We start from the raw sequence: 22,241 nt of genomic DNA, 5'->3' as shown, positions 1-22,241 counted from the left end.
CGACGCGCAATCGGGAGGACACGGCCTCCCGGGCGGCTCAGGGCATTGCGAGGCCCCAGAACGCCGTGTCGGCGGCGAGGATGCCGCCCTCGGCGCCGGTGAATTGTGCGAACACCTCAACGGTGTCGCCCGCCGCCAGGGCGATGGTCGCCGTGAGGGCGAGGGTCGAGACGCCGTCCACGAGACCGGTCACGCCCGCCCGGTGGCGCGGGGAGGCCGCGCCGTTGCGGTAGAACCGGGCCTGGAGCGCGGTGGGCGAGGCGCTGCCGCTCCGGCGGAAGGCGAGGCCCGCGCCGAACGTGTAGGTGCCGGGCTCGGGCGCGACGAACCGGTTCGTCGCGGGCACGAACGCGCCCTGGTCGTTCACCTCGGCAGTGTTGAACGCCACCTTGGTCCAGGCGCCCGCCGGAATCGTCGCGTCCGCGCTCATGGCGGCTGCGAAGCGGGGCAGGTTGGTGAGGCGGGACCAGCGCGTCCCGTTATAGCCCTTGAACGCGGCGGCGGTGCCGTCGAACAGGATCTGTCCGGGCGCGAGACCTGCGCCGGGCGTGCCGGCGCGGGCGACGAGTTCGAGGGCGCCGTTGCCCCTGAACTTGACCACGGACCGGCGCGTGCTCGTGCCGATCTCCGTCGTCTGGAAGTCGACGAGCGTCCCCTGTGCCGTGGCCGTGAAATCCTCCTCGGCGAGGCCGTTGAAGGTGACCATGTTGCCGGAGAACCCGCCCGTCGCCTGGTAGCCCCGGCCGAAGAAACCGAAGAACCGGTCTCCGGCGAGAATGCCGGTGGGGGCGGCCGGGGTGCCGCGGGCGATGCGCGTGGTGATGTTGGCCACCGGCGAGCCGGCGCTGTAGCATTCGAGCTGGAGCAGAGCGGAACTCGACGAGCCCGAGACGAAGAGCGGGGCGGCCGGCACCGGGCCGCCCGGTGCCGCGGACGAGCCGAATCCGACATTGCCGCTATTTCCCAGCGCCCGCCAGGCATGGGACCAGTTGTTGCCGTCCGCCGAGACCTTCGCCGTCAGGCTGTCGTCACCCACGAGGCCGATCTCGGCGCGGCCTGAGAAGCCCGTCTGCATCAGCAGCGACAGGACGTTGCCCGTGGCCGCCTTGTTCAGGGCCAATCGCAGGTCGCCGGTGCCGCCCTCCGCCGTGGCGCATGCGGTCCAGAGGGCCTTGTTGAGCTTGGCCGAAAACGGATTCTCCGCATCCGCCTGGGTGCCGAGGCCGAGGAGGACGAGGTTCTGCAACGCGGAGATCGTCGCGGTGAGACCGGTCCAGGCGATGCCGTCGAAACGGTAGAAGGCGTCCTCGTCGGCCAGATAGGCGAGCCACCCGGCCCTCGGCGCGAGCCCGTTCCAGACGCCGTCATGGAAATGGACGATGTGGCCGGAGAGACCGGTCCAGGCGCCCGTGGGCGTGGCGCCGGCGACGAGGTAGCGGTCTCCCTCGGCGGGCGAGGAGGGCGGGGAGGTCAGGTCCTTGTCGAGGCAGGCGAGCTGCACGAGCCTGTCGAGGACCACCAGGGCCTCGTTGTGGGTGACGTGTTTTCCCGCCTGCGCCGCCGCGATCAGCGGCAAAGCGAGGTTGTCTGTCGTCAGCGACATGGGGGTGACTCCGGGTCGGTCGGGTCGCTCAGGCGGAGCGAACGGGCAGGAGGGCGCGGCGGCTCGGGCCGGGTCCGGCGACGGTCCCGACCTGGGCGACGCTCACGTCGAGGCGGGTCTGCTTCGCGCCGAAATCGGCAGCCTCGTCGGCGGTGGCGTAGAGGAGCGCCGGCTCGTTCGTTCGGGCGGTCCGCAGGGTCGATCCGTCCGCCGCATGGATTTCGACGAGATAGGTCTCGCCCGGCTCGTCCTGCGGGATCTCCACCGGCTCCCAGCCATCCGCGTCCCGCCGCGCCCGACGGAGCCAGGACAGCCTGATCCCGCCGGCCTCGCGCCGCGCGGCCGGATGAACCGGCGCGAGTGGAAGGAGCGGCAGCAGGCCGGCGCTCGCCTGGAGCTCGACATAACTCGGATCGCCGGGGTCGCCGGTGCCCGGCCCGATCCGGTAGCGAAACGGGCGGCCGGCCTCGTCGAGCCGCTCCACCAGGGGCACGACCGCCCCGTCGTCGAGGCGCACCACGAGGCAGCCGGCCGGGTTTGCGCGCCGGCTGAGATCCTCGCTCCCCATCAGGCCGCGCAGCAGGCGGCTGAGGCGATAGGTGCCGGGGCCGATCAGATCGGCGCCGGCCGCCGCGATGATCTCGACCCGGCCGTCGCTTCCCACGAGGGCGAACAGGTTGCCGCCGGAGAGCGCATCGTCCTCCGCGATGGAGGACAGGGCACCGGCATGGCGCAGGCGCACATCGAGCCGGGTTCCCCGGTCGAAGCGCCAGAGCGGTCCCGGCGGCAGCGGCGTCAGCGTCTCGCCGAGGCAGGCCGGATAATCGACGATCCGGTGCAGGCCGAGGGGGCCGCTCTCGCTGGCCGAGCGCCAGACGGCCATCTCGCCGGGCCAGGGATCGGCCGAGACCGCGAGGTATTGCAGGATCGTCGGGCTGCCCCTGTCCACGGGCAGGTCGAGCACGCGGGCGAAGGGCCGCCCGGCCATGGACGGGGGTGGCCGGTATCCCCTGTCGTCGGGGCTTCGGTTCGCGCCGAGGCGAGAGCTGTGGACCGGCACGGCGCGGGTCTCGATCCGCCGCGCGCCGGCGCTGTCGGCGATCCGCACGATCCGATGCGGCAGCGGCGCGCCGGGCAGGTACAGGAGATCGCCGGGCACCAGGTCGATCCGGCGCGGGCTGACCGCGAAACCCGCGCTGTCGCGCCCGGCGATGGCCATGTCGAGGAGCGCCTCGGCCAGCGCTTCGGCGCTCCCCCTGCGGGTGACGATGGGCGCGTCGGCGTTGCTCTCGCGCCGTCTCAGGCCGGTGGGGCGGATCGCCGAGGCGGTGGCGGTCCGGTAATCGGCGCTCTGCCCGTCGCAGAAGGCGAGGGTGAGCCCGCGGGGCAGTTCCGATTCCTCGGCGCGGACGAAGCTCAGCGGCGCCCGGTCCCGCTCGGTGAGCACGAGATCGGCGGCCGCCAGGACGATCGGGCTCTCGCGGCGCGGGCCGCGAATGTCGAGCCTGCCGCCCACCGCCGAGACGTCGAGCCCGTAGACCCGGGCCAGCGGCTCCAGGGCGCCGCGCGCCGACATCGGCCGGTCGATGACGTAGCCGTCGAGAAAGGCATCGGCGGCGATCCGGGCCGGTGCCGTGATGCCGAGATCGGCGAGGATCGCGCCGATCAGGCGGTCGAGCTCCAGCCCCTCGATCCGTCCTGTGATCCAGTGACCCAGGGACCAGTTCTCCGCATCCGCCCAGACCGTGTCGAAATCCGGGAAGGCCGGGAAGGGCCGCGCGTCCCAGCACCAGACGAAGACGGAGCCGGGCGACACCATCGGGCCGCCATAGATGGGCGAAACCGGGTTGTGAGCCGGCTCGAAACCCGGCAGCGCCGCATCGAAGCGGGTCAGGATGGCGGTGAGGCCACGGGCCTGGATCAGGTCGTCGCGCACGTTGGCCGAGAAGGACGGAGCTGCGTTCTCGGAGGATTTCGCGTCGGGAAAGACGTTGGGGCCGTTGGTGCCCCTGTCCACGGCGGGCACGCCGATCTCGGTGAGCCAGATCGGCTTGGATCGGGGAATCCAGGCCGTGGTGCCGGTCTCGACCCCGCCGTCGCGCTCGCGATGCGGGTTCGACCACCAGGAGACGAGGTCCTTGGCCCGGTAGATCCAGGGTTTGGCCGCAGCGCCGTCGGTGATGGGGGTGCGCGCCTGCGCCCGCCGGTCGGCGTCATTGGCATAGTACCAGTCGAACGCCTCCCCGGCCCCGAGGCGGCGCTTGAGATAGGCGGTGTCGTAGACGCTGTCGGTCTCGGCGAGGTCGGCATGGTCCGCGCCGTCGCGCCAGTCGCTGATCGGCGGGTAATAGTCGATGCCCACCGCCGCGATGGCGGGATCGGAAAACAGCGCGTCGAGGGGGAATCGCACCGTCGCCCCGCCGTCGCGGACATGGGCGCCGTACTCGGTCCAGTCGGCCGCGTAGACCAGGGCCACGCCGGCCCCGAGGCGGGCGCGCACCTCCTGCGCCAGGGCCTTGAAGGCCTCCACCGCCGGATAGCGCCCGGCCTCGCCCCGCACGCGGGTGAGGCTCGGAAACTCGCTGCCGATGATGAAGCCGGAGAGCGAAACGCCGTCGGCCGCCCAGCCGGCGGCGAGGTCGGCGTAATGCAGGAGGAAGCGGCGGTATCCGTCCGGGTTCTGGAAGAAGGCCGCCACTTGCGCGGACGCAGCGGCGGTCCCGTCCGGGCTTCCCGGCTGGCCGGGGGCCGGGAAACAGGTGATGCGACCGCGCCAGGGATAGGGCGGTTGATGGAGCGCGCCCGCGTCGCGCGGATCGGGCAGGCCGTTGCCGGCGGGCACGTCCATCATCACGAACGGGTAGAGCACGACCTCGAGACCACGGCGGCGCAGCTCTGCGACGAGGCGGCCGAGCCCCGCATCGGAGGGTGTGCCGCCATAGGCCGCACCTCCCATGGGCGCGGTCGAGACCGTCTTCACCTCATCGCGGGTCAGCCCGGCGACGCTCCATGTGTCGCCGAGCGTCGCCTTGTCCGGCCGGTCGACCTTGGGCGTCACCGTGCATCGGCCCGCGCGCAGGTCGCTGCCGAACCAGCTCGCCACCACCGAGACACGGGCGAGGCGCGGGCACAGGGCCTGGAGCGCGTCGAGGGAGGCGGTGACGTCGCTCGCCTTTTGGAACTGAAAGCGGTTGGCCGCCCGCGTGGCGCCGAAACCCGCATCCTCGGTGACGAGGCGGGGGTCGAGGCCGAACTCCGTCGAGCCGGGAATGAGGCAGACCGCGCGGACCATCCCGGCGAGCCCCTCCACCGGGCGGATCACCTCGAAGGCCAGTTGCGGCACCCGGTTGCCGAACTCGGCCAGCGCCATCCGCTCGAACACCATATAGGCGAGGCCGCGATAGGCCGGGGCTCGTTCCGCGCCCTCCTTGGCGACGATCAACGGATCGGGCGCCTGGTCGGCCCCGCCCCGGTGCAGGCGGTAATTCAGGGTGGTGAGGTCGATCTCGCGGCCGTCGGCCCAGACCCGGCGGACATGGGCGATCTCGCCCTCGCACAGCCCCACCGCGAGATCGGCGAAATAGGCATAGGTGGTCGTCACGGTCTTCTGGCCGGCGCCGCCCTTGCCCCCGGACGCGGCGCGCTGGACGCTGGTATTGGCCACCTCGAGCGGGCGCGTCGCCCAGATCAGGGTGCCCCCTACCTTGGCTCGGCCGTAGACCCGCTTGATCGGCTCGCCCTCCGTGGAGGACAGCCCGGCCACATCGGTCAGGCGCGGGCCTTCGACGACGCGCGGCCCGGCCCGCGACCCGAACAGGGCGCTGTCGATCGCGCCGCCGGCCACGGCGCCGAGCGTGCTCAGCACGGCCCCGCCGATCGGGCCGCCGAGCGCGGTCCCGAGAGCCGCCCCGGCTGTCTGCAGGATGAGCGTGGCCATGCGGGAGGGCTCCGACAAACGTTGGCGGGTCTACCGGGCGGGAATGGCAGCCGGGCAGCAGAAGCAGGTGCTTGAGGGCTCGTATCCAACCGGATACAAGGATCGCATGCCGACGATCCTGCTCTCGGACCGATTCAAAGTCTGGCTGAAAGGCCTGCGCGACGAGCGCGCGAAAGCCCGGATCACCGCACGGCTACGGGCGGCGAGCCTAGGCAGCTTCGGAGATACCAAGCCGGTAGGAAGCGGGATCTCCGAAATGCGGATTCATTACGGTCCTGGCTATCGCCTCTACTATGCGCGACGCGGCGAGACGATTTACCTGCTTCTGAAGGGTGGCGACAAAGCGAGTCAGGCTCGCGATATTCAAGACGCCATCGCCATGCTCTCTTCGCTTGACCGGAGCACGCCATGACAGAGTTCACGCCCTTCGATGCTTCGGAGTATCTCGGCACTGACGAAGCCATCGCCGAGTATCTCGCAGCCGCCCTCGAAGATCCGGATCCACAGGTGTTTCTCGCGGCCCTCGGCGACGTGGCCAAGGCACGGGGCATGACCCAGATCGCCAAGGATTCCGGGCTCGGTCGTGAAAGCCTCTACAAGGCCCTCTCTCCGGGCTCCAAGCTGCGCTACGAAACCGTCCGGAAGGTCATGGATGGGCTCGGCGTGAGGCTCACCGTCCTTCCGCATTCCTGAACCGGGCCATCCTGAAACCGTAGCGCATGCGCTCGATGAGGGCGGCGGTTCAGGGCAGCGAGGTGAATTGTGCTGTCTTCGGCTCGGCCTCGCCCATCGGTGCGCATCGCCTCGCCCCGCTCGCGGGGAGAGGGACGTGCCTCCCCCTCGTCGGGGAGCACGTCGAAGCGGCAGCCGAGGGTAAGGGGGCTTCTTCGGACGAGCCTCACTCGGAGCCGCCCCCTCACCCTCGCTCCGCTCGTCACAGGCACGACGAGGTGCCTGCGACCCTCTCCCCGCGTGCGGGGATGAGGGGAGGCGCGCCTGTCGTCTCGGCTTCCCGATATCAGGCGCCGGGAAACCGGAACACATGCGCCAGGTGACGGCGCCACCATCGCGTGAGGGCGACCTCCGTCACCGCCGCGCCATCATGGGCGTGGATCATCGTCCCGGCCCCGCTCGCGATCGCGCAGTGCTTTGCCGGCAAATGAGAGCGGAAGGCGAAGAGCAGGACGTCGCCGGCCTCGGGTTCGTATCCGGCGTCGGGGCGGGGCAGGGCGACGAGATGGCGCCGGGCCGCCTCCGCCATCGGGTCGGTGCCACCGGCGGCGGATTCCGCCCAGGAGGCCGAATAGGGCGGTGCGATCTCTGGCTCGGGGCCGAGGAGCCCGCGCCAGACCCCCCGGACGAGGCCGAGGCAATCGCAGCCGACACCCTTGAGCGAGGCCTGATGCCGGTAGGGCGTACCGATCCAGGCCCGTGCCTCGGCGACGATCCGGTCGGAGCTTCGCATGAGCAAGTCCTTTGCCGGCTCAACGGAACAGGCTTCCGCCGTCGAGGGTGGTGCTGGAACCGGGGATGGCGCGCATGACGAAGTCGTTGCCGGGCATGTGGGGGAATCCCTGAAAATTCACCGCGTTGGCGAAGGTGCCGGCACAGGTGGAGAGGCGCTTGTCGCAGCCGGCCGTCAGGGTGAACCGGTCTCCGGCGGCCATGGCGCGGGGCGGCTCCTGCCAGAGTTCGATCCGGACGCCGCCCTCGGCCTGCCGGTGCGCCCGGACGTCGTTGGCGAGGCCGGCATTCGCGCCCGAATCCCAGCTGAGCCGTCCGCCCGTGAAGGTGCCCTCGGCGAAAATCCCCGCCAGTGCGGCTGGCAGATCGCCCGGTGTCGCCGGCGCCAGAACGGTCCCGGTGGTGCGGAAGCGCGGGTCGGCGAGATCGACGCGGCAGCGTGCATCGCCGAGATCCGCGCCGCAGGTGGCCCGGAAGGTCCGGCCGCGCTCCGCGTCGAGGCGGTCCATCAACCCGCGCACTTCCGCCACGAAGGCGGTGCCCGCCCGGCGGATCTCGCCGATGGTCCCGACATCCAAGAGGAGCCGCGTTCCCGGATCGGTCCAGTCCACGAGCCAGGTCTCGATGCCGGCCGCGTCGTAGAGCCCGCCCGCCACGTCGGCGTCGGCGATGCCGAGCGAGGTCAGCGCCCCGGCGACCTCGCCGCCGCCCACCGCGAAGCCGAGCTCCGCGCTCGCCTCGGCGGCCTCTAACCCCGAGCGCGCCGCGAAGGTGATGCCGGAGAAGGCGAGGTCGCGGTCATGGTCGGTGAAACCGAGGGTGAGGCCGTCGCGCCGGGTCAGTGACCAGCAATGGCACAGGGTGGTGGCCCCGCCGGCGAGATGCGCGGCGAGGGCGGCGGGGATGTCGCGCATGCTTTCAGGCTCCGGTCAGGGCACGATCTCAATGAGCGGCACGTTCGGGATCTCTCCGGCGCTGAAGGCCTGGAGGTCCACGCTGAGCTCGTCGGTGTCGAAGCGGACGGGCACGTCGAACCAGAACCCCGCCGTCACCGGCGCGCCCGCGGCGGGGGCCGCCGCCAGGGTGACGAGGCCCGTGGTGCCGTCGCAGGTGAAGGAAGAGGCCGGTCGCTCGACACCGGCCACCGCCACCCGCACGGTCTCCGCCACCGGCTTGGCGATGAGGCGGCGATAGGGCAGCGGCCCGGTGCCGTAGGTCTTGGCGAGGGGAAACACCCGCGTCGCGCCGTCCCCGAGTCCGAGAGGCTGGTCGCCCGGCCCCACCGCCTGGGACGGCGGCCCCGAGCGATGGTCGATCCGGTCGCGATAGCGGAAGCCGTAGAGGCGCCCGCGCCGCTCTTCGAAGAAGGCCAGGACCGCGTGCAGGGCGTCGAGGGTGCGGATGCCCAGACCCGCATCGTAGCGCCGCCGCGAATCGGCCCAGCGGCTGTTTCGGTGCTCGCGCCCCGAGGCCAAAGTCACGATCTCGGTGAGGCGGCTCGGCCCCCCGCTGCCGCGCAGCGCCACGTCGAGGGGAAAGCGGACCTCGTGGAAATCACCGGCCATGGCGGGCCTCCCTGGATGATGGTCAGGATGCGCGACGGCCCCGCGTCGTTCTCGCTCAGGACGCGCGCCTTCCGCGCGCTACCGCACGGGCGAGGGCGGCGGCTACCTGGGCCTCCGAGCGGCGGAAGCTCTCCGCATCCGGCGTCGCAATGTGGACGGTGACGGAGACCGGCTGGCCCGAAGCGCCGCCGGCGACCCCGAGCCGGCCGTCGCTGCCCCGCGCGAGGGGCAGGATCGCCTCCGGGCCGGCCTCGCCCATCAGGCCCGTCCCGTCGCGCAGGGGGAAGTAGGTGGGGGCGGCCACCACGCCGCCGCTCGCGAAGGGGCGCACCCGGCCGCCAGCGATCACGCCGCCCTTGGCGAAGGCGGTGCTCGATGCGCCGGAATTGATCAGGCTCCGCACCAGGGATTCGATGCCGCCCTTCACCGGGTCGAGGACGGCCTTGCCGGCCATGCCGGCGAGCTTGGTGACGAGGGATGTGAGCGCCCCGTCGAGCTGCTTGGCCGGGCCGACCGTGCCGGTGAAGGCCTTGCTCAGGCTGTCGCCGAACTTCTGGGCCAGATTGTCCAGGGTGCTCAGTTGCTTCGCCCGCGCGGCGAGGGTGCGGTCGATCTCGGTCTCGGCCATGGGTGCCTCCTGTCATCTGCGTCTCAGGGGCTCGGTTCTCCCCGTCCCCATCCGATCCACCGACCTCATCCTGAGGTGCCGCCGCGCAGCGAAGGCCTCGAAGGAGGGCTCCAGAAGCCGCAGAGTGGGCTGGAGGGCTCCTTCGAGGCGGCTGTCGCCGCACCTCAGGATGAGGTGGTTTTTTGTGACGAGACGTCCCTCGCGGACAGCACGGCGGCTCGCGCGGAAGCCGGGTTTCATCGACGGCCGAACCAAATCACGACGGGTCTGGATAGGCATCCATCAGCCGCCGCAGGTCGGCGGCGCCGGTCGCGTCGCGCCGGCCGCCGCGACCGGCGGCGGCCATCAATTCGCGGGGCGTCGCCGTCCAGAAGTCGCGCGGGCTCCAGCGCAGGGCGTTCAGGCCCAGGGCCATGGCCTCGTCCCACGGGAAGGCGGAGGGAGCCTCCGGCCCGATCCCGCCCGTGGGGCTCAAGGGTCCGGCGTCTCGGCCCCGAAGGCGGCGGCCAGGGCCTCGCCGAGGGCCGTCGCGATGGGCTCGATCCCACCCGAGAGCGGCAGCCGCGCCACCGCCGCGTCGTCGAGATCGTGGCCGCCGCCGCGCAGGGTCGCGCCGAGAAGCGCGATGAGGTCGCGGCTGGCGAGGCGGCCTTCGGCGAAGCGGCCCGCGAGGCCGGTGAGATCGGTGGCGCCGAGCGCCTCCTCCAGTTCGGCCAGGGCTCCCAGGGTGAGGCACAGGGTGTAGCGCCGGTCCCCGATCGCGACGGAGACCTCTCCGCGTCTGCGGTTGGCCATCACAGGCTCGTAAAAGTGAGGGGGCCGGCCGAATCGAGGGCCATGTCGAAGGTCACCTCGCCGGCATGGTCGCCGCGATATTCCAGGCTGGTGATCTGAAACAGGCCCTGGATCGTGCCGAAGGCCGGCACCACGACCTGCAGCGTGTCGATGCTGCCGTCGAAGAACATCTGGCGCAGGCGCGCATCGGAGGCCTCGTCGCGAAAAACGCCCGAGCCGGAGACGGCCGCGCGGCGCACCCCCGCCCCGGCCAGCAGCTCGCGCCAGCGCCCGACGGATTCGGCGCTCGTCACGTCCACGGTCTCGGCGTTGAAGGCGAGCTGCCGGGCGCGCAGGCCGGCCACCGCCGTGAACCCCGTTCCCTCGCTGATCCGGATGAGGAGGTCCTTGCCTTTCTGGGCACTCATGGGGTCGCTCCTTGAAGCGGGTTTCGCAAAGGTGGCCACCGGTTCCGCGGAGCAAAACCGGTTCAGGAGGTCGGCAGCCGCTCTGTGACGGCCTGGAGGGTGAGGATGGCGCGGGTCTCGCCGCTGCGCTCGTCACGGGCGCAGGCGAGGGATTCGACCCGCAGGATCGACAGGGCATGGCCGGCGGGGGAGAGCAGCGCCTCGTGCAGGAGGGCGGCGGCCCGGCCGGCGGCCTCGATGGCGCCGCGGCTCGATCCGGGCCTGGCGAAGAGGATCAGCCCGAGCCGATGGGTATGGCGCAGCGCGCCGTCGACGGAATCGTCCCGCATCTCGGCGGGTCCGAACACCGCGTAGACGGGCGCCGCGCCGCGCGGCGGCTCGTCATGGATGCGGACCTGCCCGCCCATGAGCCGGCCGAGCTCCGCATCAGTGCCGAGGACGGTCAGGATGGCGGCCCGCAGGGCGAGGAGCGGGTTGGCCGGAAGGGACAGGGCGTCGCTCATGTCAGGCCCCCCGTCGCGTCGATCAATTCCTCGACCTCGCAGACGAGGTCGCGCCCGCGCCCGTCGGGATCGCCCGCCGCGCGGATGGCGAAGCGGCGCGAGCCGGAGACGAGCCGCATGGCGGGCGTGACGTCGGCGCGGTAGGCGATGCGAATGCGGTGGGTCGCCACCGCATCGGACCGGCCGCCGCGCGTGCGCTCGGCATGGCCGGTGGATTCCAGCGTGCCCCACAGGAGCGGGCCGGCCACGAACCGGCGAAGGTGCCCGCCGAAACCGTCCGGGTCGTCGACGAAGCGTTCGAGCACGTAGTGGCGTCGCCGCGCGCCGATGGGCGGGTGCGTCATGGCAAAGCTCCGGACGGTACGGTTAGAGGCGCATCCGGCGGTGGGGGGCGATCAGCGCCTCCACCATCGGGGTGAGGGTGACCGGCAGGTCGCCGCGATGCTCGAACCCGTGCGCTGCCACGAGCCGGATCGCCTGGACGAGGGCAGGAGGGACCGGCGGACCCGCTCCGCCATAACCGGCATCGACCTCGATCAGGGCGGCGGCCCGGTACAGCGAGGGAAGGGCGGGCGAGACGATCAGCCCCGGCGCTTCCACCGTATCCGGCGCGAGGCGGACGAGGCCGGGGGCGAAGGCCGTGACGGTCCCGGTCGCACCCACCGAGCCCGCGCTCGCCAGGGCGACGAGGGGGCTCAGGGGCAGGGGCACGAACCCGTTGGCGGGCCAGGCCGTGAGCATCACCCGGTAGCGGCCCGGCGCCAGGATGCGCCGCGTCGCCAGCTCCACCATGGCGCGGGCCGAGGCGATCAGGCCCTCCACCAGACCGTCCTCGGCGGTGTTGTCCGGGTCGAGGCGCAGGTGAGCGCGCATGTCCGCCAGGGTGACCGGCTCGACGATGGCGGCATCGACGCGTATCGGACTCATCGTCGTCTCCGGGTGGGGCGATGAAGGGGATGGGCGGAATGGATCTCGACATGCGGTCTGCGGGTATCGCGCTGCTGCTCGGCCTCGCCGCCGCGCCGGCCGGTGCCGTGATCGGCGGCCGCGAGGCGCCGGAGGCGGCCGGCTCGGCCGTGATGGTGCTGTCCTCGAACGGCGGCGTGTGCACCGGCATCGTCGTGGCGCAGGATGCGGTGCTGACGGCGGGCCATTGCGTGGCGGTGGGCTCCCGCCGGGGCGGCGCGGAGCACCGGGTGCATTTTCGCGACGAGGCGGGCCAGCCGGTGCTGGTCGATCTCGCGGCCCGCGCGGTCCATCCCGGCTACGATGCCGGCGCCATCGCCGGGCGCCGGCGCTCCATCGATCTGGCGCTCGTCCGCACCGCGACACCGCTTCCCGGCCGCTTCCGGCCGACCCCGCTCAGCGCCGCGCTGCCGCGCGCCGGCGAGAGCCTCGTCCTCTCCGGCTACGGTGTGTCGAAACCGGGCGAGGCGCGCACCACCGGCACCTTCCGCAGCGCCGTCCTCCCCGTGGTCGAGCCCTACGGGCAGAGCCGCATCCTGGTCTGGATGAAACCGTCCGGCGGCGCATCCGGCGCCTGCCAGGGCGATTCCGGCGGGCCGATCGCGACTACGCCCGGCGCGCCGCCGCTGGCCGTCTCCGCCTGGGTGGGGGGCGGCGCCTGCGGCGCCATCTCCCAGGGCGTCCTGCTGGGGCCGCAGCGCGACTGGATCGACCGGACCCTCGCCGGCTGGGGCCGTTCCGCCGCCTGGTCCACGCCCTGAGGCCGCCGCGCTCTTGCGGGACGGAACCGGAGCTTGGCCGAAGGATTGCCTTACGCTAGGCTTCATTCCAGGGACGTCCGGGGCTCATGCCGGGCGCGGGAGAGACACGATGTTCGCGACCGCGCTCCGCAGGGCCGTCGTAACGGCGCTGGTCGGGCTGATTCCGGCTCCGGCCTTTGCCGTGATCAACGGCGAAGTCTCCCGTGATCCCAACGGGTTGCGCGCCTCTGTAGTGCGCATCGAGAGCACCCAGGGCGAGATCTGCTCGGGCACCCTCATCGGTCCCGATCTCGTGCTGACCGCCGCGCATTGTGTCATGCACCAGGCCGGCTACAGCGTCGTCGCCGTCGACCGGTCGTTCCGCCAGCGCCGCATCCCCGCCATCGCGGCGTCGATGCACCCCGATTTCGTGCCCGGCACCACGCCGGAGGACCAGCCGGGCATCGACTTGGCCCTGATCAAACTGTCCGAGCCCCTGGGGGCCGATTTCCAGCCCCTCGATCCGCGTGGCGGCGGGGCCATCGGCACCGGCGAGTCGGTGGACATCGCCGGCTTCGGCGTGGTGGCGGAGAACCGCCGCAACACCGCCCGTACCTTGCGGCAGGCGCATCTCGTCTCGATCGGTTCGCTCCAGGTCGCCAACACGGTCACGGTGGTGACCGACCGGCGCAAGCTCGCCGAGACAGCGGGAGCCGGCGCCTGCCTCGGCGATTCCGGCGGGCCGATCCTGCGCGGCGGTCCGGGCGGCTACCAGATCGTCGGCGTGGTCAGCTGGTCGAGCGGCGCCATGCGCCAGGACAAGCGCGCCCGCACCGCCTGCGGCGGCTTCACGGCGGTGACCCCCATCGGCCAGCATGCCGGCTGGATCACGTCGCGCGCCGCCGAGATGGCACAGCTCACCGCCAGCGAGGCACCCGCGAGCTTCCGCCGCTCCAACCGCTCGGACTGGATGGCGCGGCCGGGACGGCGGTAGGGCGCTACAAGGATTGCCCCTGGGCTGTCTCGACCGGGGGCAGCCAGATTCACGCGAACTTCAGCAGCTTGATCGCGTCGAAATCCTGCACGCCGCCGCCCACGCGCTTGGTGGTGTAGAACAGCACGTAGGGCTTGGCCGAGTAGGGATCGCGCAGGACGCGCAGGCCGGCGCGGTCCACCACGAGGTAGCCGCGCTTGAAGTCGCCGAAGGCGATGGACAGGCTGCTGGCCGCCACATCCGGCATCGCCTCGGCCTCGGCCACGGGGAAGCCGAGCAGGGTCGCGATCCTGTCGGCCGAGACCGGCGGCTGCCACAGGTAGTTTCCGTCGGCATCCTTCATCTTGCGGATCGTGCTCTGGACCTTGCGGTTCATCACGAAGCTGGCGTTCTGGCGGTAGCCGGCCCGCAGGGCGTAGACGAGGTCGAACAGCACGTCGGACGGGTTGGCGGTGGGGAAGGCCCCGGCCGCGCCGGTGGCGACGAAGCCGAGCTTGCCTGGGCTCCAGGCAGAATTCGCCACGTTGTCCACGCTGAGGAAGCCGCGCGGGCGGCTGACCCCGTTGCCGGTGACGAAGGCGACGCTTTCCTGTTCGGCGAAGGCGGTCTCCACCTCGTCGGCGAGCCAGGCGTCGATATCGACGATGGCATCGTCGAGGAGCGTCTGGGTCGCCGCCGGCATGGCATAGAGCTCCATGGCCGGGAAGCTCAGTTCCGAGAGAGACGGAGCGTCGGTCTGGGGCCGCGCCGCGGTCTCGGCGACCCAGCCCGAGACCGCATCGGTGGTGGAGACGGCGCGCTTGTAGAGCCCGCCGGAGATGGTGCGCACCGTGGCGAGCGACCGGATCGGCGAGAGATTGGCGAGCCGCCGCAACACGTCCCGTTCGATGGCCTGCGGCACTAGATAGCCGCCATCGGGGCCGGAGCCGGCCGAGAGCGCCTTCTCCTCCAGCCGCTTCAGCCCGCCGCTCTCGCCCGCCCGGACATAGAGGTCGAAGGCGGCCTTGTGCTCGACGGAAGCCGGGTCCGGACGGCTCGGCCCGTCCCCGCCCAGGGGCGGACGGCGGCCGTCCAGGGTCAGGCGGTCGAGGCGGGTCCGCGCCGAGTCGAGGGCCGCGTCGATGCGGGCGAGCTTCTCCTCGGTGAGGATATCGCCGGAGCGGCGCCCCTCGAGTTCGGCGAGCCGGCCGTCATTGGTCTCCTTGAAGGCCTCGAAGGCGCGGGAGAGTTCGCCCATGGCGGCGCCGACTTCGGCGTCGGAGGCGGGGCGCGCCGCTTTGTTTTCCAGAAAGCCGTGCGGATCGGCCTTGGTCTCCGGGGCGCTCGGCGAAACGTGAACACTCATGCGAACCTCGTCTGCTGGGTGAAGGGGGAGGGGGCGGAGGCCGTCCGGGGGGACGGCGCACCACGCGGCGCGAGCCGGTGTGCGAAGGCGCGCAACTCGCGGGCGAGGGGCGTCACCGTCCCGTCCGGCACGGCGGCGCGGGCGCCGGGCAGGAGCGGGAAGGTGACGAGGGAGATCTCCCAGAGGTCGACCGCCAGCAGGCGGCGCAGGCCGCCGCGCTGTGGGCTCGACCGCAGGGTGCGAAAGCCGATGGACAGACCGTCGAGGCCGCCCTCGCGCATCAGCGCGTCGACCTCGCGCCCGCGCTGGACGGCGAGGTTGATCAGCCCCTCCACGCGCAGGCCGCGCGCATCCTCGCGCAGGGAGAGCCAGCGCCCGATCGGCTCGGCCGGATCGTGCTGGAACAGCATCCGCACGCCTGCGGCCCCGCGCTCGCCAAGGCTCGCCGCGAAGGCCCCGGCGGACACGACATCGTTGCCGAGATCGGGCACGCCGAACAGGCTGGCATAGCCGGTGAAATGGCCGTCCATGGCGGGCTCCCGAAGGGTGGGGTGACAATGGGGAGAGGGCGGGATATCCTCCTCATGTCGAGGATATCCCGGAGATGTGCATGCCGCTCTACATCAAGGACGACGAGACGGCGGGCCTGGTGGCGATGCTCGCGAAAGCATCCGGCGTCACCAAGTCCGAGGCCGTGCGCCGGGCCGTCACGGCCGAACTGAGCCGCCTGACCCCTCCGGTGCCGCTGCGCGAACGCCTCGCCGCCCTAAGGGCCCGTCATCAGCTGCCGAAGCCCACGGGGCAGGCTGCCGACAAGGCCTTCTTCGACGACCTGAGCGGAGAATGACGCTCTTCGTCGATGCCTCCGCGCTGATCGCGATCATCGCCGGCGAGGCGGAGGCCGACGCATTCGCGGACATCCTCGACACCGATCCCGACAGGCTGTGTTCGGCGCTCTCGCTCTGGGAAACCATCGCGGGCCTCGTGCGCAGCTACGCCTTCACGGTCGAGGCGGCCCGCGAACGGGTTCGCCTGACCTGCGAGGAGGCGGATATCCGCCTCGTTCCGATTGCCGGGCGGGAGTTCGAACTCGCCGTCGAAGCCTATGAGCGATTCGGCAAGGGCCGGCATCCGGCGTCCCTCAACATGGGCGATTGCCACGCCTATGCCTGCGCGAGAGCCCATCAGGCGGTCCTGCTGTTCAAGGGCGAGGATTTCACCCTCACGGATATCGTTCGGGCCGGACCTTCTGGATAAGCCACCGGCTCGATCGGCATGACACCTGACGTGTCGCGCCCCGATCAAGACGATGGTCCGGGTTGGCAATATCCGCCCGAATACATCAAGATTTCGCTTTCCTCATCGAAGATCAGTGGCATTATTCGACTTCGTTCGTCTGCGAGTCGGAAATGGAGGGATCATCATGAGCTTGAGCGTAAAGCTATGCATCACATCCGTTCTGCTGTGCCTGCTTGGTCCGATCCCGGCCTCGGCCGCGGATCCCACCGCCGATGCCCAGGCCGCGGCGGCCCGCTGGGACAAGACCTACAATTCCGGCGACATGGACGGCCTCAAGGCCCTCTACGCCACCGATGCCATGGTGATTCCGAAGGGCGCTGCCGTGTCCGGCGCCGACAAGATCGGCGCCTTCTTCGCCGGGTTGAAGGCGAAGGGGTTCGAGGAGCACGCGATCAAGGTCAACTCGGCGCAGATGAAGGGGGACGTTCTCCTCGTCACCGGGCGCTGGTCCATGTCCGGCCCCGGCGAGGGGGGCGCGAAGAAGACGTTCGAGGGCAACTGGGTCAACGTCCTGGAGCGCGAGGGCAAGGACTGGCGCACGGTGCTGCACACCTGGAACTGACGAACCTATAACGCCGTCCCGTAGCCCACGGCCTCGCGTTTCTCCGCCTCGGTGAGGAAGTCCGCCGCCTGGACCCGGCGCCAGAGCGATTCCCGCTCCGGCGCCAGGGCCTCGATGGCGTCGAGGTCGGGCTCCAGGCGGGCGGGGCCGAAGGCGGGTTCCAGCCATTGGGCGAGGCTCTCGGCGGTGCGGCGTGCCAGCGGGATCACCGTCTGCCGGTAGAAGGCGCGGTTGGCCTCGGCGTAATTGGCGTGGGTGTTGTCGCCCGCGAGGCCGAGCAGCAGGGGCGGCACGCCGAAGGCCAGCGCGATCTCGCGGGCGGCGGCGGCCTTGGCTTCCACGAAATCCATGTCCTTCGGCGAGAGCGAGAGCGGCTTCCAGTCGAGGCCGCCCTCCAGCAGCAGCGGCCGGCCGGCATTGGCGGCGCCCTGGTAATTCGCCTCTAGCTCGCCCTTGAGGCGGGTGAACTGCGCGTCGCTCAAGGTCGCGCCGGTGGAGGTAGCATAGACCAGTGCCCCGGAGGGCCGGGCGGCATTGTCGAGGAGCGCCTTGTTCCAGGCCCCGGCGGCGTTGTGGATGTCGAGCGCCACTGCCGCCGCCTCCATCGGCGACAGGCCGTAATGGTCGTCGGCCGGGTGGAACAGGGTGAGGTGCAGGATCGGCGGCACGCCCTCGCGGGTCTGGTCGTGCCGCAGAATCCGCCCGCCCACGGTATGGTCGTAGGCGATGGGCCATCCGTCGGGGCCGGGCACCACCCGCATCCGGTCCGGACGCAGAGCGTGGAGTTCGCGCGGGGTGCCGTCGAGGCTCACCGCTTCGAGATACGCGTTCCCCGAGACCATGAGGTGGCCATACAGCGTCTCCAGCAGGCGCGCGCCGCCCTCGCGGGCATTCGGCCGGGCGAGGAGGGCGAGGAGCGGATGCGGCCCCGCCCGGTCCGTCAGAACCAGGGGCAGGGAGGCTGCGGCCTCCGCCACCAGCCGCACCGCCCGGTGGACGATGGCGTTGCGCTGGAACCCCTCCCGCGCCAGCGCCTCGTAATCCCGCGCGGTCCAGACCGCCCGGCCCTCGCCATAGAAGGCGATGCCGAGGCCGGAAACCAGCGCCGCCTTGGTCTCGGCAATGGGAAAGGCGGCCCGCGCGAGGCGGGCGAGGAGGTTCGGCATGAGAATGTCCTGACTCGATCAGTTCTGGTCCGAAAGGCCTGTGCGCAGTCCCCTCTCCCCGCATGCGGGGAGAGGGCCGCGTCTCCCCCTCGTTGGGGAGCGCGGCGAGGCGGCAGCCGAGGGTGAGGGGGCTTGGCCGAAGGAGCCACACCCGGAGAGACCCCCTCACCCTCGCCCTAGCGGGCTCACGTCGCCTCCCGGCAAGAGGAGGACGACGTCCTCTCCCCGCCCGGCGGGGAGAGGGGGACCAGCCTCTTTTGAATAGGGACGTGCCCTCAGGCTGTTGGACCCGAAGGCCGGCGCTCATTCCCGTCCCCCCGCCCGGCGGGGAGACGGGAATGCCCTCACATCCGCCGGATCCGCGGCTCGGCCCTCTGGCCCAGCATCAGGTGGGTCAGGGCCCAGACGAGGGCGTCGAGGCGGTCGGGGGAGGCGCCGCTGGAGAGGCCGCCCGGCCCGAAATCGCAGAGCTCGTCCTCGAGCGCCGGGAGACTCCCCACATGGTGGACGCGGCCCTGCGCGTAGAGCACCGAGACCGGCTCGGCCCGCAGATACTTGCCGCGCGTCGCCCGCACCGGGATCACCGGCACCGAGGCGTCCACCTCGGCGATGACCGCGATGGCCATCTCGCCGCCCTGGTTGACCTCGACCACGAGGCTGTCCGCTTCCAGGCGATGGTAGAGCGCCAGGGCCGCGCCGGCCCAGGCCTGCGGGCTCGCCCGGCCCAACGTGGCGTCGGCGACCACATAGGCATGCCCGTCCGGCCCGAGCCCGGCGGCGACGATCCCGCAGGCATCGGCCCCGGCCTTCGAGGAGGCGGGCGGGTCCACCGCCACGACGATCCGCCGAAGCTCCGGCATCCCGTCCCGGCGCGCGGCCTCGATCCCCTCCCGCGTCCAGAGCGCGTCCGGCCGGTCCTCGATCAGCTCGCCGTCGAGCTCCTGCCGCCCGAGCCGCGTGCCGGCATAGCGCCCCACCACGGCGTCGAGGAAGGAGGGCGCGAGGTTGGCGGCGTTGTCGGCGGTGCGCGAGCGGCTCACCACCGTGAGCGGGTCGGCGAGGATGCGGCGGATCAGCGGGATCGGCCGGGGCGTGGTGGTGACGAGGTTGCGGGGCCGGTCGCCGAGGCGCAGGCCGAACTGGATCATGTCGTAGGTGGCGTCCGGCCGGCGCCATTTGGCGATCTCGTCGGACCAGGCGGCTCCGAATTGCGGCCCGCGCAGGGAATCTGGCTCCTCGGCGGAGAAGGCCATCGCCACCGCGCCGTTGGCCCATTCGAGCCGCCGCCGCGAGGGCGACCAGAGCGGCCGCGCCCCGGAGAGCGCCAGCAGGCCGGACGGCCCCTCGATCATCACGTCGCGCACGTCGGCATAGGTCTCGCCGACGAGGGCGATGCGGCCCACCGCCCGGGCGCAGAAGGCGGGGTCGCCCGTGGCCAGGGCCCGCACCCATTCGGCCCCCGTGCGGGTCTTGCCCGAGCCGCGCCCGCCGATCACCGCCCAGGTGGTCCAATCGTCCCGCGAGGGGCAGGGCGGCAGCTGGTCGGTCCGGGCGTTATGGAGCCAATCCGAGGCCAGCGCCCGGATCAGGTGCGGCGGCAGGCTCGCCAGGAAGCCCGGCATCCGGCCGCTCGCCGAGGCATGCCGCATAGCGCGCCGCGATTGCCGCGCGCAGGGCGGGCAGGTCGCCGTCATCGGCCGGGGGGTGGGACGTCGCGCGGGTCCCTTCTGCGAAAGGCCCGTCCGCAAGGTTGCGCTGCGCATCGCTTCGCTCCCGGTCTTCGCTGGAGAGGTCGTCGAGCAGCCGTTTCAGGCCGCCGAGGTCGCGCAGCACCTTCGCGGAATCGAGCGCGGGCGGCGTCTCGCCGCTCAGGGCCGCGTCGAACCGCGCGATCTGGCGGCCGATATGGGCGCGCAGGGCCTCGCCCAGATTGTCCATCACCCGCGCCGCCGGAAGGGGCGCGCTGGCCTTCGGCGGGCGCGGCGCCGGGCGGGCGCGCGGCCTGCGCTCGAAGCCGCAGGCGCGGAACAGGGCCGGCGCGCCGGCGACGGTGCCGCCCAGCGCCAGAGCCAGCGTCGCGGGCTCGACCTCCATCATCCCGTAGAGCGTCTCCACGGCGCGTCGCCGCGCGGGCGCCCAGGCTCCGGGGTCGAGCCGACGCTGCGCGTCGCTCACCCCCTCGCGCCAGCCATGCTGGCGGTTCCATGTGCTGACCGTCTGGGCGCGGACCCCCGTCCGCTCGGCGATCTCGCGGCTCGTCATGCTCGTCGTCCGCATCAGTTGCTCGACGAGCCGGCGTGTCTCCAGGGGAAGCTCCATCTCGCTGCCCCTCTCGTCACACTTCTTGAGCGTTCCTCATTGATACAGAAGGAGCGTTACGCTGTCAATCATAAATTCCTATTTTAGGATTTTTAGGAGGAGACTAAGAGGAAAAGCAGAGGGGGTGGGAAGCTTGACGCTTGGTCGCGCCTGATCCTGGGCCAAACTTGTCTTACAAATCGCTGCCGGATCTGCCCGGAACCGGATGTGGCCTAGGTTACTAATCGGCGTCAAAAAATCAGATCATTCGAGCTTCTTAATCTTCTTTCCTTGACGGTTCGGCCCAAACTGACGGGCGGTACAGGTGGTGCTCGGTAGCGGAAGCAACAAATCGCCGCAATAACATATTGAAAACATTGGTATATTTTCAATATTTTTCATAATTATCGCCGAATGAGGTCTGTGAGGATCTCAGCGAACCAGAGACATAATACCACGGGGCATAAACGGGCGCAGAAATTGTGTGGACCGCGATAGTCTGCCACTTCAAATTGTGTCGGATGTGTGCTGTTTTGGTACAAAATGCGACGTCCAAAGAATCAAACGAGCATTGAGCGCACAGGAAGAATATGCCTTATCTGCACCAATATAGGCTTTTTATTAGTCACAAATGGAAGTATAGCGAGGGTTATGATAGGATTATACAATTTCTTACTGCTGCGCCAAATTTTGAATACAGAAACTATTCGGTACCAGAGCACAAGGCGTTTGTCGGACTAAGTACCCCTCGACTGGCGGAGCAGCTGAAAAATCAAATCCGGCCAGTACAGTGCGTAATTATATTAGGCGGTATGTACGTTTCATACAGTGATTGGATTCAATATGAAATCAATTATGCGAAAGAGCTTGGAAAGCCTATTCTCGGTATCTATCCATGGGGAGCGCAGAAAATGCCCCTTGCTGTGACTGTAGCTGCAGATGAGATCGTCGGATGGAATACGAACTCAATCCTAACTGCTATTCGCCGCCTAGTGCCATAAGGAGCTATAATGGCGTTGCCTGAGATCAAATATCCTGCTCTCTACGTAGCTGCGGGCAATGCTTCTGATTCGTCACAGCGTTTCTACCTCTGGCTTATTCGGAGTGAGTATCTTCTGCTCATGATTGCTGCTGTATTGGCTCTGGATTTATCAAAAGAACCTATTTATTTTGCATCTTATGCTGGCGTATTTTTCGCGTCACTAATGGTACTTTTATGCCGTTCTCTGCTCAAGCCAGAGCAGAGCTGGTATAAGAGTAGAGCGCTTGCGGAAAGCATAAAAACGTCGACATGGCGATACGTAATGCGTGCTGGTCCATTCGATGACGCTGACAGTGTGAAAGTACCTCGCGGAAATTTCCGCAATACTCTAACAAGTATTCTAGATGCGAATAAGCATATTGGTGAGCGCATGGTTGGATCCTCCAGCTTGGAGCATCAAATATCGCTGGAAATGGAAACGATACGCGCAGCGACTTTGTCGGACCGGATCGCTTACTATGATAAATGCCGAGTGCGCGAGCAGCGGGCTTGGTATACTCTCAAGGCCGGTGCCAATAAGAGGTCATTCAATATTTGGCTTGGCATGAGTATCCTCACCTATGTCGTAGCGGCGGGACTTGCTCTAGCTCGTATCTCTTATCCCAACTGGAATCTCTGGCCCATTGATTTTTTCATTGTAGCTGCGTCTGCGACCATCGGTTGGATACAAGTGAAAAAGTTCAGTGAGCTTGCTGCTTCCTACACTCTTACAGCCCATGAAATTGGTATCATCCAAGGTCGAATCGCGGAAATCGAAGGAGAGATTCACTTTTCGGAGTTTGTAAATGAAGCAGAACTGGCTTTCTCGCGCGAGCACACCCAGTGGGTGGCCCGACAGCAACAGTGACCTCTCGGTCGATTGAAGGTCCCGAAGGGGTGGAGCCAATACTTGGCTCACTAATAAATGTCCAGGATATTTATATACCA

26 protein-coding genes are annotated in these 22,241 nt (G+C 69.6%); 9 read left to right on the top strand and 17 right to left on the bottom strand.

The features are described 5' to 3' along the window. Positions 1–37: 37 nt before the first annotated feature. Positions 38–1,603, bottom strand: a complete 1,566-nt coding sequence (locus tag A3OM_RS0121045; protein WP_018045768.1) for a DUF2793 domain-containing protein — start codon at positions 1,601–1,603, stop codon at positions 38–40. A gap of 28 nt (positions 1,604–1,631) precedes the next feature. Continuing rightward, positions 1,632–5,540 (bottom strand): glycoside hydrolase/phage tail family protein, encoded by a 3,909-nt coding sequence (locus A3OM_RS0121040; protein WP_018045767.1) that lies wholly within the window; start codon positions 5,538–5,540, stop codon positions 1,632–1,634. Between A3OM_RS0121040 and A3OM_RS0121035 the strand changes: the two genes are divergently transcribed. Both A3OM_RS0121035 and A3OM_RS0121030 read left to right on the top strand, forming a co-directional pair. Further along, positions 5,539–5,952, top strand: a complete 414-nt coding sequence (locus A3OM_RS0121035) for a type II toxin-antitoxin system RelE/ParE family toxin (protein ID WP_018045766.1) — start codon at positions 5,539–5,541, stop codon at positions 5,950–5,952. The genes A3OM_RS0121040 and A3OM_RS0121035 overlap by 2 nt on opposite strands. Beyond that, positions 5,949–6,233 (top strand): addiction module antidote protein, encoded by a 285-nt coding sequence (locus A3OM_RS0121030; RefSeq protein ID WP_018045765.1) that lies wholly within the window; start codon positions 5,949–5,951, stop codon positions 6,231–6,233. The genes A3OM_RS0121035 and A3OM_RS0121030 overlap by 4 nt, the downstream gene beginning before the upstream one ends. Positions 6,234–6,558: 325 nt before the next feature. Here the strand turns inward: A3OM_RS0121030 and A3OM_RS0121025 are convergent, their stop codons facing one another. From A3OM_RS0121025 to A3OM_RS0120980, 10 genes are all read right to left on the bottom strand, one after another. After that, positions 6,559–7,005, bottom strand: a complete 447-nt coding sequence (locus A3OM_RS0121025) for an NlpC/P60 family protein (RefSeq protein ID WP_018045764.1) — start codon at positions 7,003–7,005, stop codon at positions 6,559–6,561. Between the two features lie 19 nt (positions 7,006–7,024). Then, entirely contained in the window at positions 7,025–7,918 is an 894-nt protein-coding gene (locus tag A3OM_RS0121020) for a DUF2163 domain-containing protein (protein ID WP_018045763.1), read from the bottom strand. 15 nt (positions 7,919–7,933) lie between these two features. Next, entirely contained in the window at positions 7,934–8,569 is a 636-nt protein-coding gene (locus A3OM_RS0121015) for a DUF2460 domain-containing protein (RefSeq protein ID WP_018045762.1), read from the bottom strand. Between the two features lie 55 nt (positions 8,570–8,624). Next, positions 8,625–9,197, bottom strand: a complete 573-nt coding sequence (locus A3OM_RS0121010) for a phage tail tape measure protein (RefSeq protein ID WP_018045761.1) — start codon at positions 9,195–9,197, stop codon at positions 8,625–8,627. Positions 9,198–9,453: 256 nt separating this feature from the next. Next, positions 9,454–9,672 (bottom strand): phage tail assembly chaperone, encoded by a 219-nt coding sequence (locus A3OM_RS0121005; RefSeq protein WP_018045760.1) that lies wholly within the window; start codon positions 9,670–9,672, stop codon positions 9,454–9,456. Beyond that, positions 9,669–9,992, bottom strand: a complete 324-nt coding sequence (locus A3OM_RS0121000) for a gene transfer agent family protein (protein WP_018045759.1) — start codon at positions 9,990–9,992, stop codon at positions 9,669–9,671. Before A3OM_RS0121000 ends, A3OM_RS0121005 begins: the two co-directional genes overlap by 4 nt. Next, the gene (locus tag A3OM_RS0120995; protein WP_018045758.1) at positions 9,992–10,399 is read right to left on the bottom strand and encodes a phage major tail protein, TP901-1 family; all 408 of its coding nucleotides are present in this window, start codon (positions 10,397–10,399) and stop codon (positions 9,992–9,994) included. The genes A3OM_RS0121000 and A3OM_RS0120995 overlap by 1 nt, the downstream gene beginning before the upstream one ends. A 62-nt stretch (positions 10,400–10,461) precedes the next feature. Then, entirely contained in the window at positions 10,462–10,902 is a 441-nt protein-coding gene (locus tag A3OM_RS0120990; protein ID WP_018045757.1) for a DUF3168 domain-containing protein, read from the bottom strand. After that, positions 10,899–11,246, bottom strand: a complete 348-nt coding sequence (locus tag A3OM_RS0120985) for a phage head closure protein (protein ID WP_018045756.1) — start codon at positions 11,244–11,246, stop codon at positions 10,899–10,901. The genes A3OM_RS0120990 and A3OM_RS0120985 overlap by 4 nt, the downstream gene beginning before the upstream one ends. 22 nt (positions 11,247–11,268) lie before the next feature. Further along, positions 11,269–11,829 (bottom strand): phage head-tail connector protein, encoded by a 561-nt coding sequence (locus A3OM_RS0120980; protein WP_018045755.1) that lies wholly within the window; start codon positions 11,827–11,829, stop codon positions 11,269–11,271. 50 nt (positions 11,830–11,879) lie between these two features. Here A3OM_RS0120980 and A3OM_RS0120975 point away from each other — a divergent pair, with 50 nt between their 5' ends. After that, positions 11,880–12,629, top strand: a complete 750-nt coding sequence (locus A3OM_RS0120975) for a S1 family peptidase (RefSeq protein WP_245257814.1) — start codon at positions 11,880–11,882, stop codon at positions 12,627–12,629. 109 nt (positions 12,630–12,738) lie between these two features. Further along, on the top strand, positions 12,739–13,602 hold the full coding sequence (locus A3OM_RS0120970; RefSeq protein ID WP_018045753.1) for a trypsin-like serine protease: 864 nt from the start codon (positions 12,739–12,741) through the stop codon (positions 13,600–13,602). A 49-nt stretch (positions 13,603–13,651) separates the two neighbouring features. Here the strand turns inward: A3OM_RS0120970 and A3OM_RS0120965 are convergent, their stop codons facing one another. Continuing rightward, complete coding sequence (locus A3OM_RS0120965) at positions 13,652–14,947, bottom strand: phage major capsid protein (RefSeq protein WP_018045752.1); 1,296 nt, start codon at positions 14,945–14,947, stop codon at positions 13,652–13,654. After that, positions 14,944–15,477, bottom strand: coding sequence for an HK97 family phage prohead protease (locus tag A3OM_RS0120960; protein ID WP_018045751.1), 534 nt, complete (start codon positions 15,475–15,477; stop codon positions 14,944–14,946). The genes A3OM_RS0120965 and A3OM_RS0120960 overlap by 4 nt, the downstream gene beginning before the upstream one ends. A gap of 80 nt (positions 15,478–15,557) precedes the next feature. On the opposite strand from A3OM_RS0120960, the gene A3OM_RS0120955 reads away from it, so the two are divergent. The 3 genes from A3OM_RS0120955 to A3OM_RS0120945 all read left to right on the top strand — a co-directional run bounded on the left by A3OM_RS0120955 (position 15,558) and on the right by A3OM_RS0120945 (position 16,808). Then, on the top strand, positions 15,558–15,794 hold the full coding sequence (locus A3OM_RS0120955; RefSeq protein ID WP_026176264.1) for a type II toxin-antitoxin system VapB family antitoxin: 237 nt from the start codon (positions 15,558–15,560) through the stop codon (positions 15,792–15,794). Then, positions 15,791–16,204, top strand: coding sequence for a type II toxin-antitoxin system VapC family toxin (locus tag A3OM_RS0120950; RefSeq protein ID WP_018045749.1), 414 nt, complete (start codon positions 15,791–15,793; stop codon positions 16,202–16,204). The genes A3OM_RS0120955 and A3OM_RS0120950 overlap by 4 nt, the downstream gene beginning before the upstream one ends. Before the next feature lie 166 nt (positions 16,205–16,370). After that, positions 16,371–16,808, top strand: coding sequence for a nuclear transport factor 2 family protein (locus tag A3OM_RS0120945; RefSeq protein ID WP_018045748.1), 438 nt, complete (start codon positions 16,371–16,373; stop codon positions 16,806–16,808). Positions 16,809–16,813: 5 nt separating this feature from the next. Here A3OM_RS0120945 and A3OM_RS0120940 read toward each other — a convergent pair whose 3' ends face one another. The 3 genes from A3OM_RS0120940 to A3OM_RS0120930 form a co-directional block, all read right to left on the bottom strand. After that, positions 16,814–17,974, bottom strand: a complete 1,161-nt coding sequence (locus A3OM_RS0120940; RefSeq protein WP_018045747.1) for a phage portal protein — start codon at positions 17,972–17,974, stop codon at positions 16,814–16,816. 344 nt (positions 17,975–18,318) lie between these two features. Continuing rightward, positions 18,319–19,596, bottom strand: coding sequence for a terminase family protein (locus tag A3OM_RS0120935; protein ID WP_018045746.1), 1,278 nt, complete (start codon positions 19,594–19,596; stop codon positions 18,319–18,321). Beyond that, complete coding sequence (locus tag A3OM_RS0120930) at positions 19,529–20,293, bottom strand: putative DNA-binding transcriptional regulator (RefSeq protein ID WP_018045745.1); 765 nt, start codon at positions 20,291–20,293, stop codon at positions 19,529–19,531. The genes A3OM_RS0120935 and A3OM_RS0120930 overlap by 68 nt, the downstream gene beginning before the upstream one ends. Before the next feature lie 569 nt (positions 20,294–20,862). Between A3OM_RS0120930 and A3OM_RS25510 the strand changes: the two genes are divergently transcribed. Together A3OM_RS25510 and A3OM_RS25505 are read left to right on the top strand one after the other, a co-directional pair. Further along, positions 20,863–21,273 carry a TIR domain-containing protein gene (locus tag A3OM_RS25510; protein WP_081612710.1) on the top strand — a complete coding sequence of 137 codons (411 nt, stop codon included), beginning with the start codon at positions 20,863–20,865 and terminating at the stop codon, positions 21,271–21,273. Positions 21,274–21,282: 9 nt separating this feature from the next. After that, positions 21,283–22,161 (top strand): DUF4231 domain-containing protein, encoded by an 879-nt coding sequence (locus A3OM_RS25505; RefSeq protein WP_081612709.1) that lies wholly within the window; start codon positions 21,283–21,285, stop codon positions 22,159–22,161. The last annotated feature ends 80 nt before the right edge of the window (positions 22,162–22,241 follow it).

The sequence above is a fragment of the Methylobacterium sp. 88A genome, from assembly GCF_000376345.1.
Lineage (GTDB): Bacteria > Pseudomonadota > Alphaproteobacteria > Rhizobiales > Beijerinckiaceae > Methylobacterium > Methylobacterium bullatum.
The sequence above is the reverse complement of the archived record's forward strand: the minus strand, read 5'-3'. Positions and strand labels throughout refer to the sequence as shown.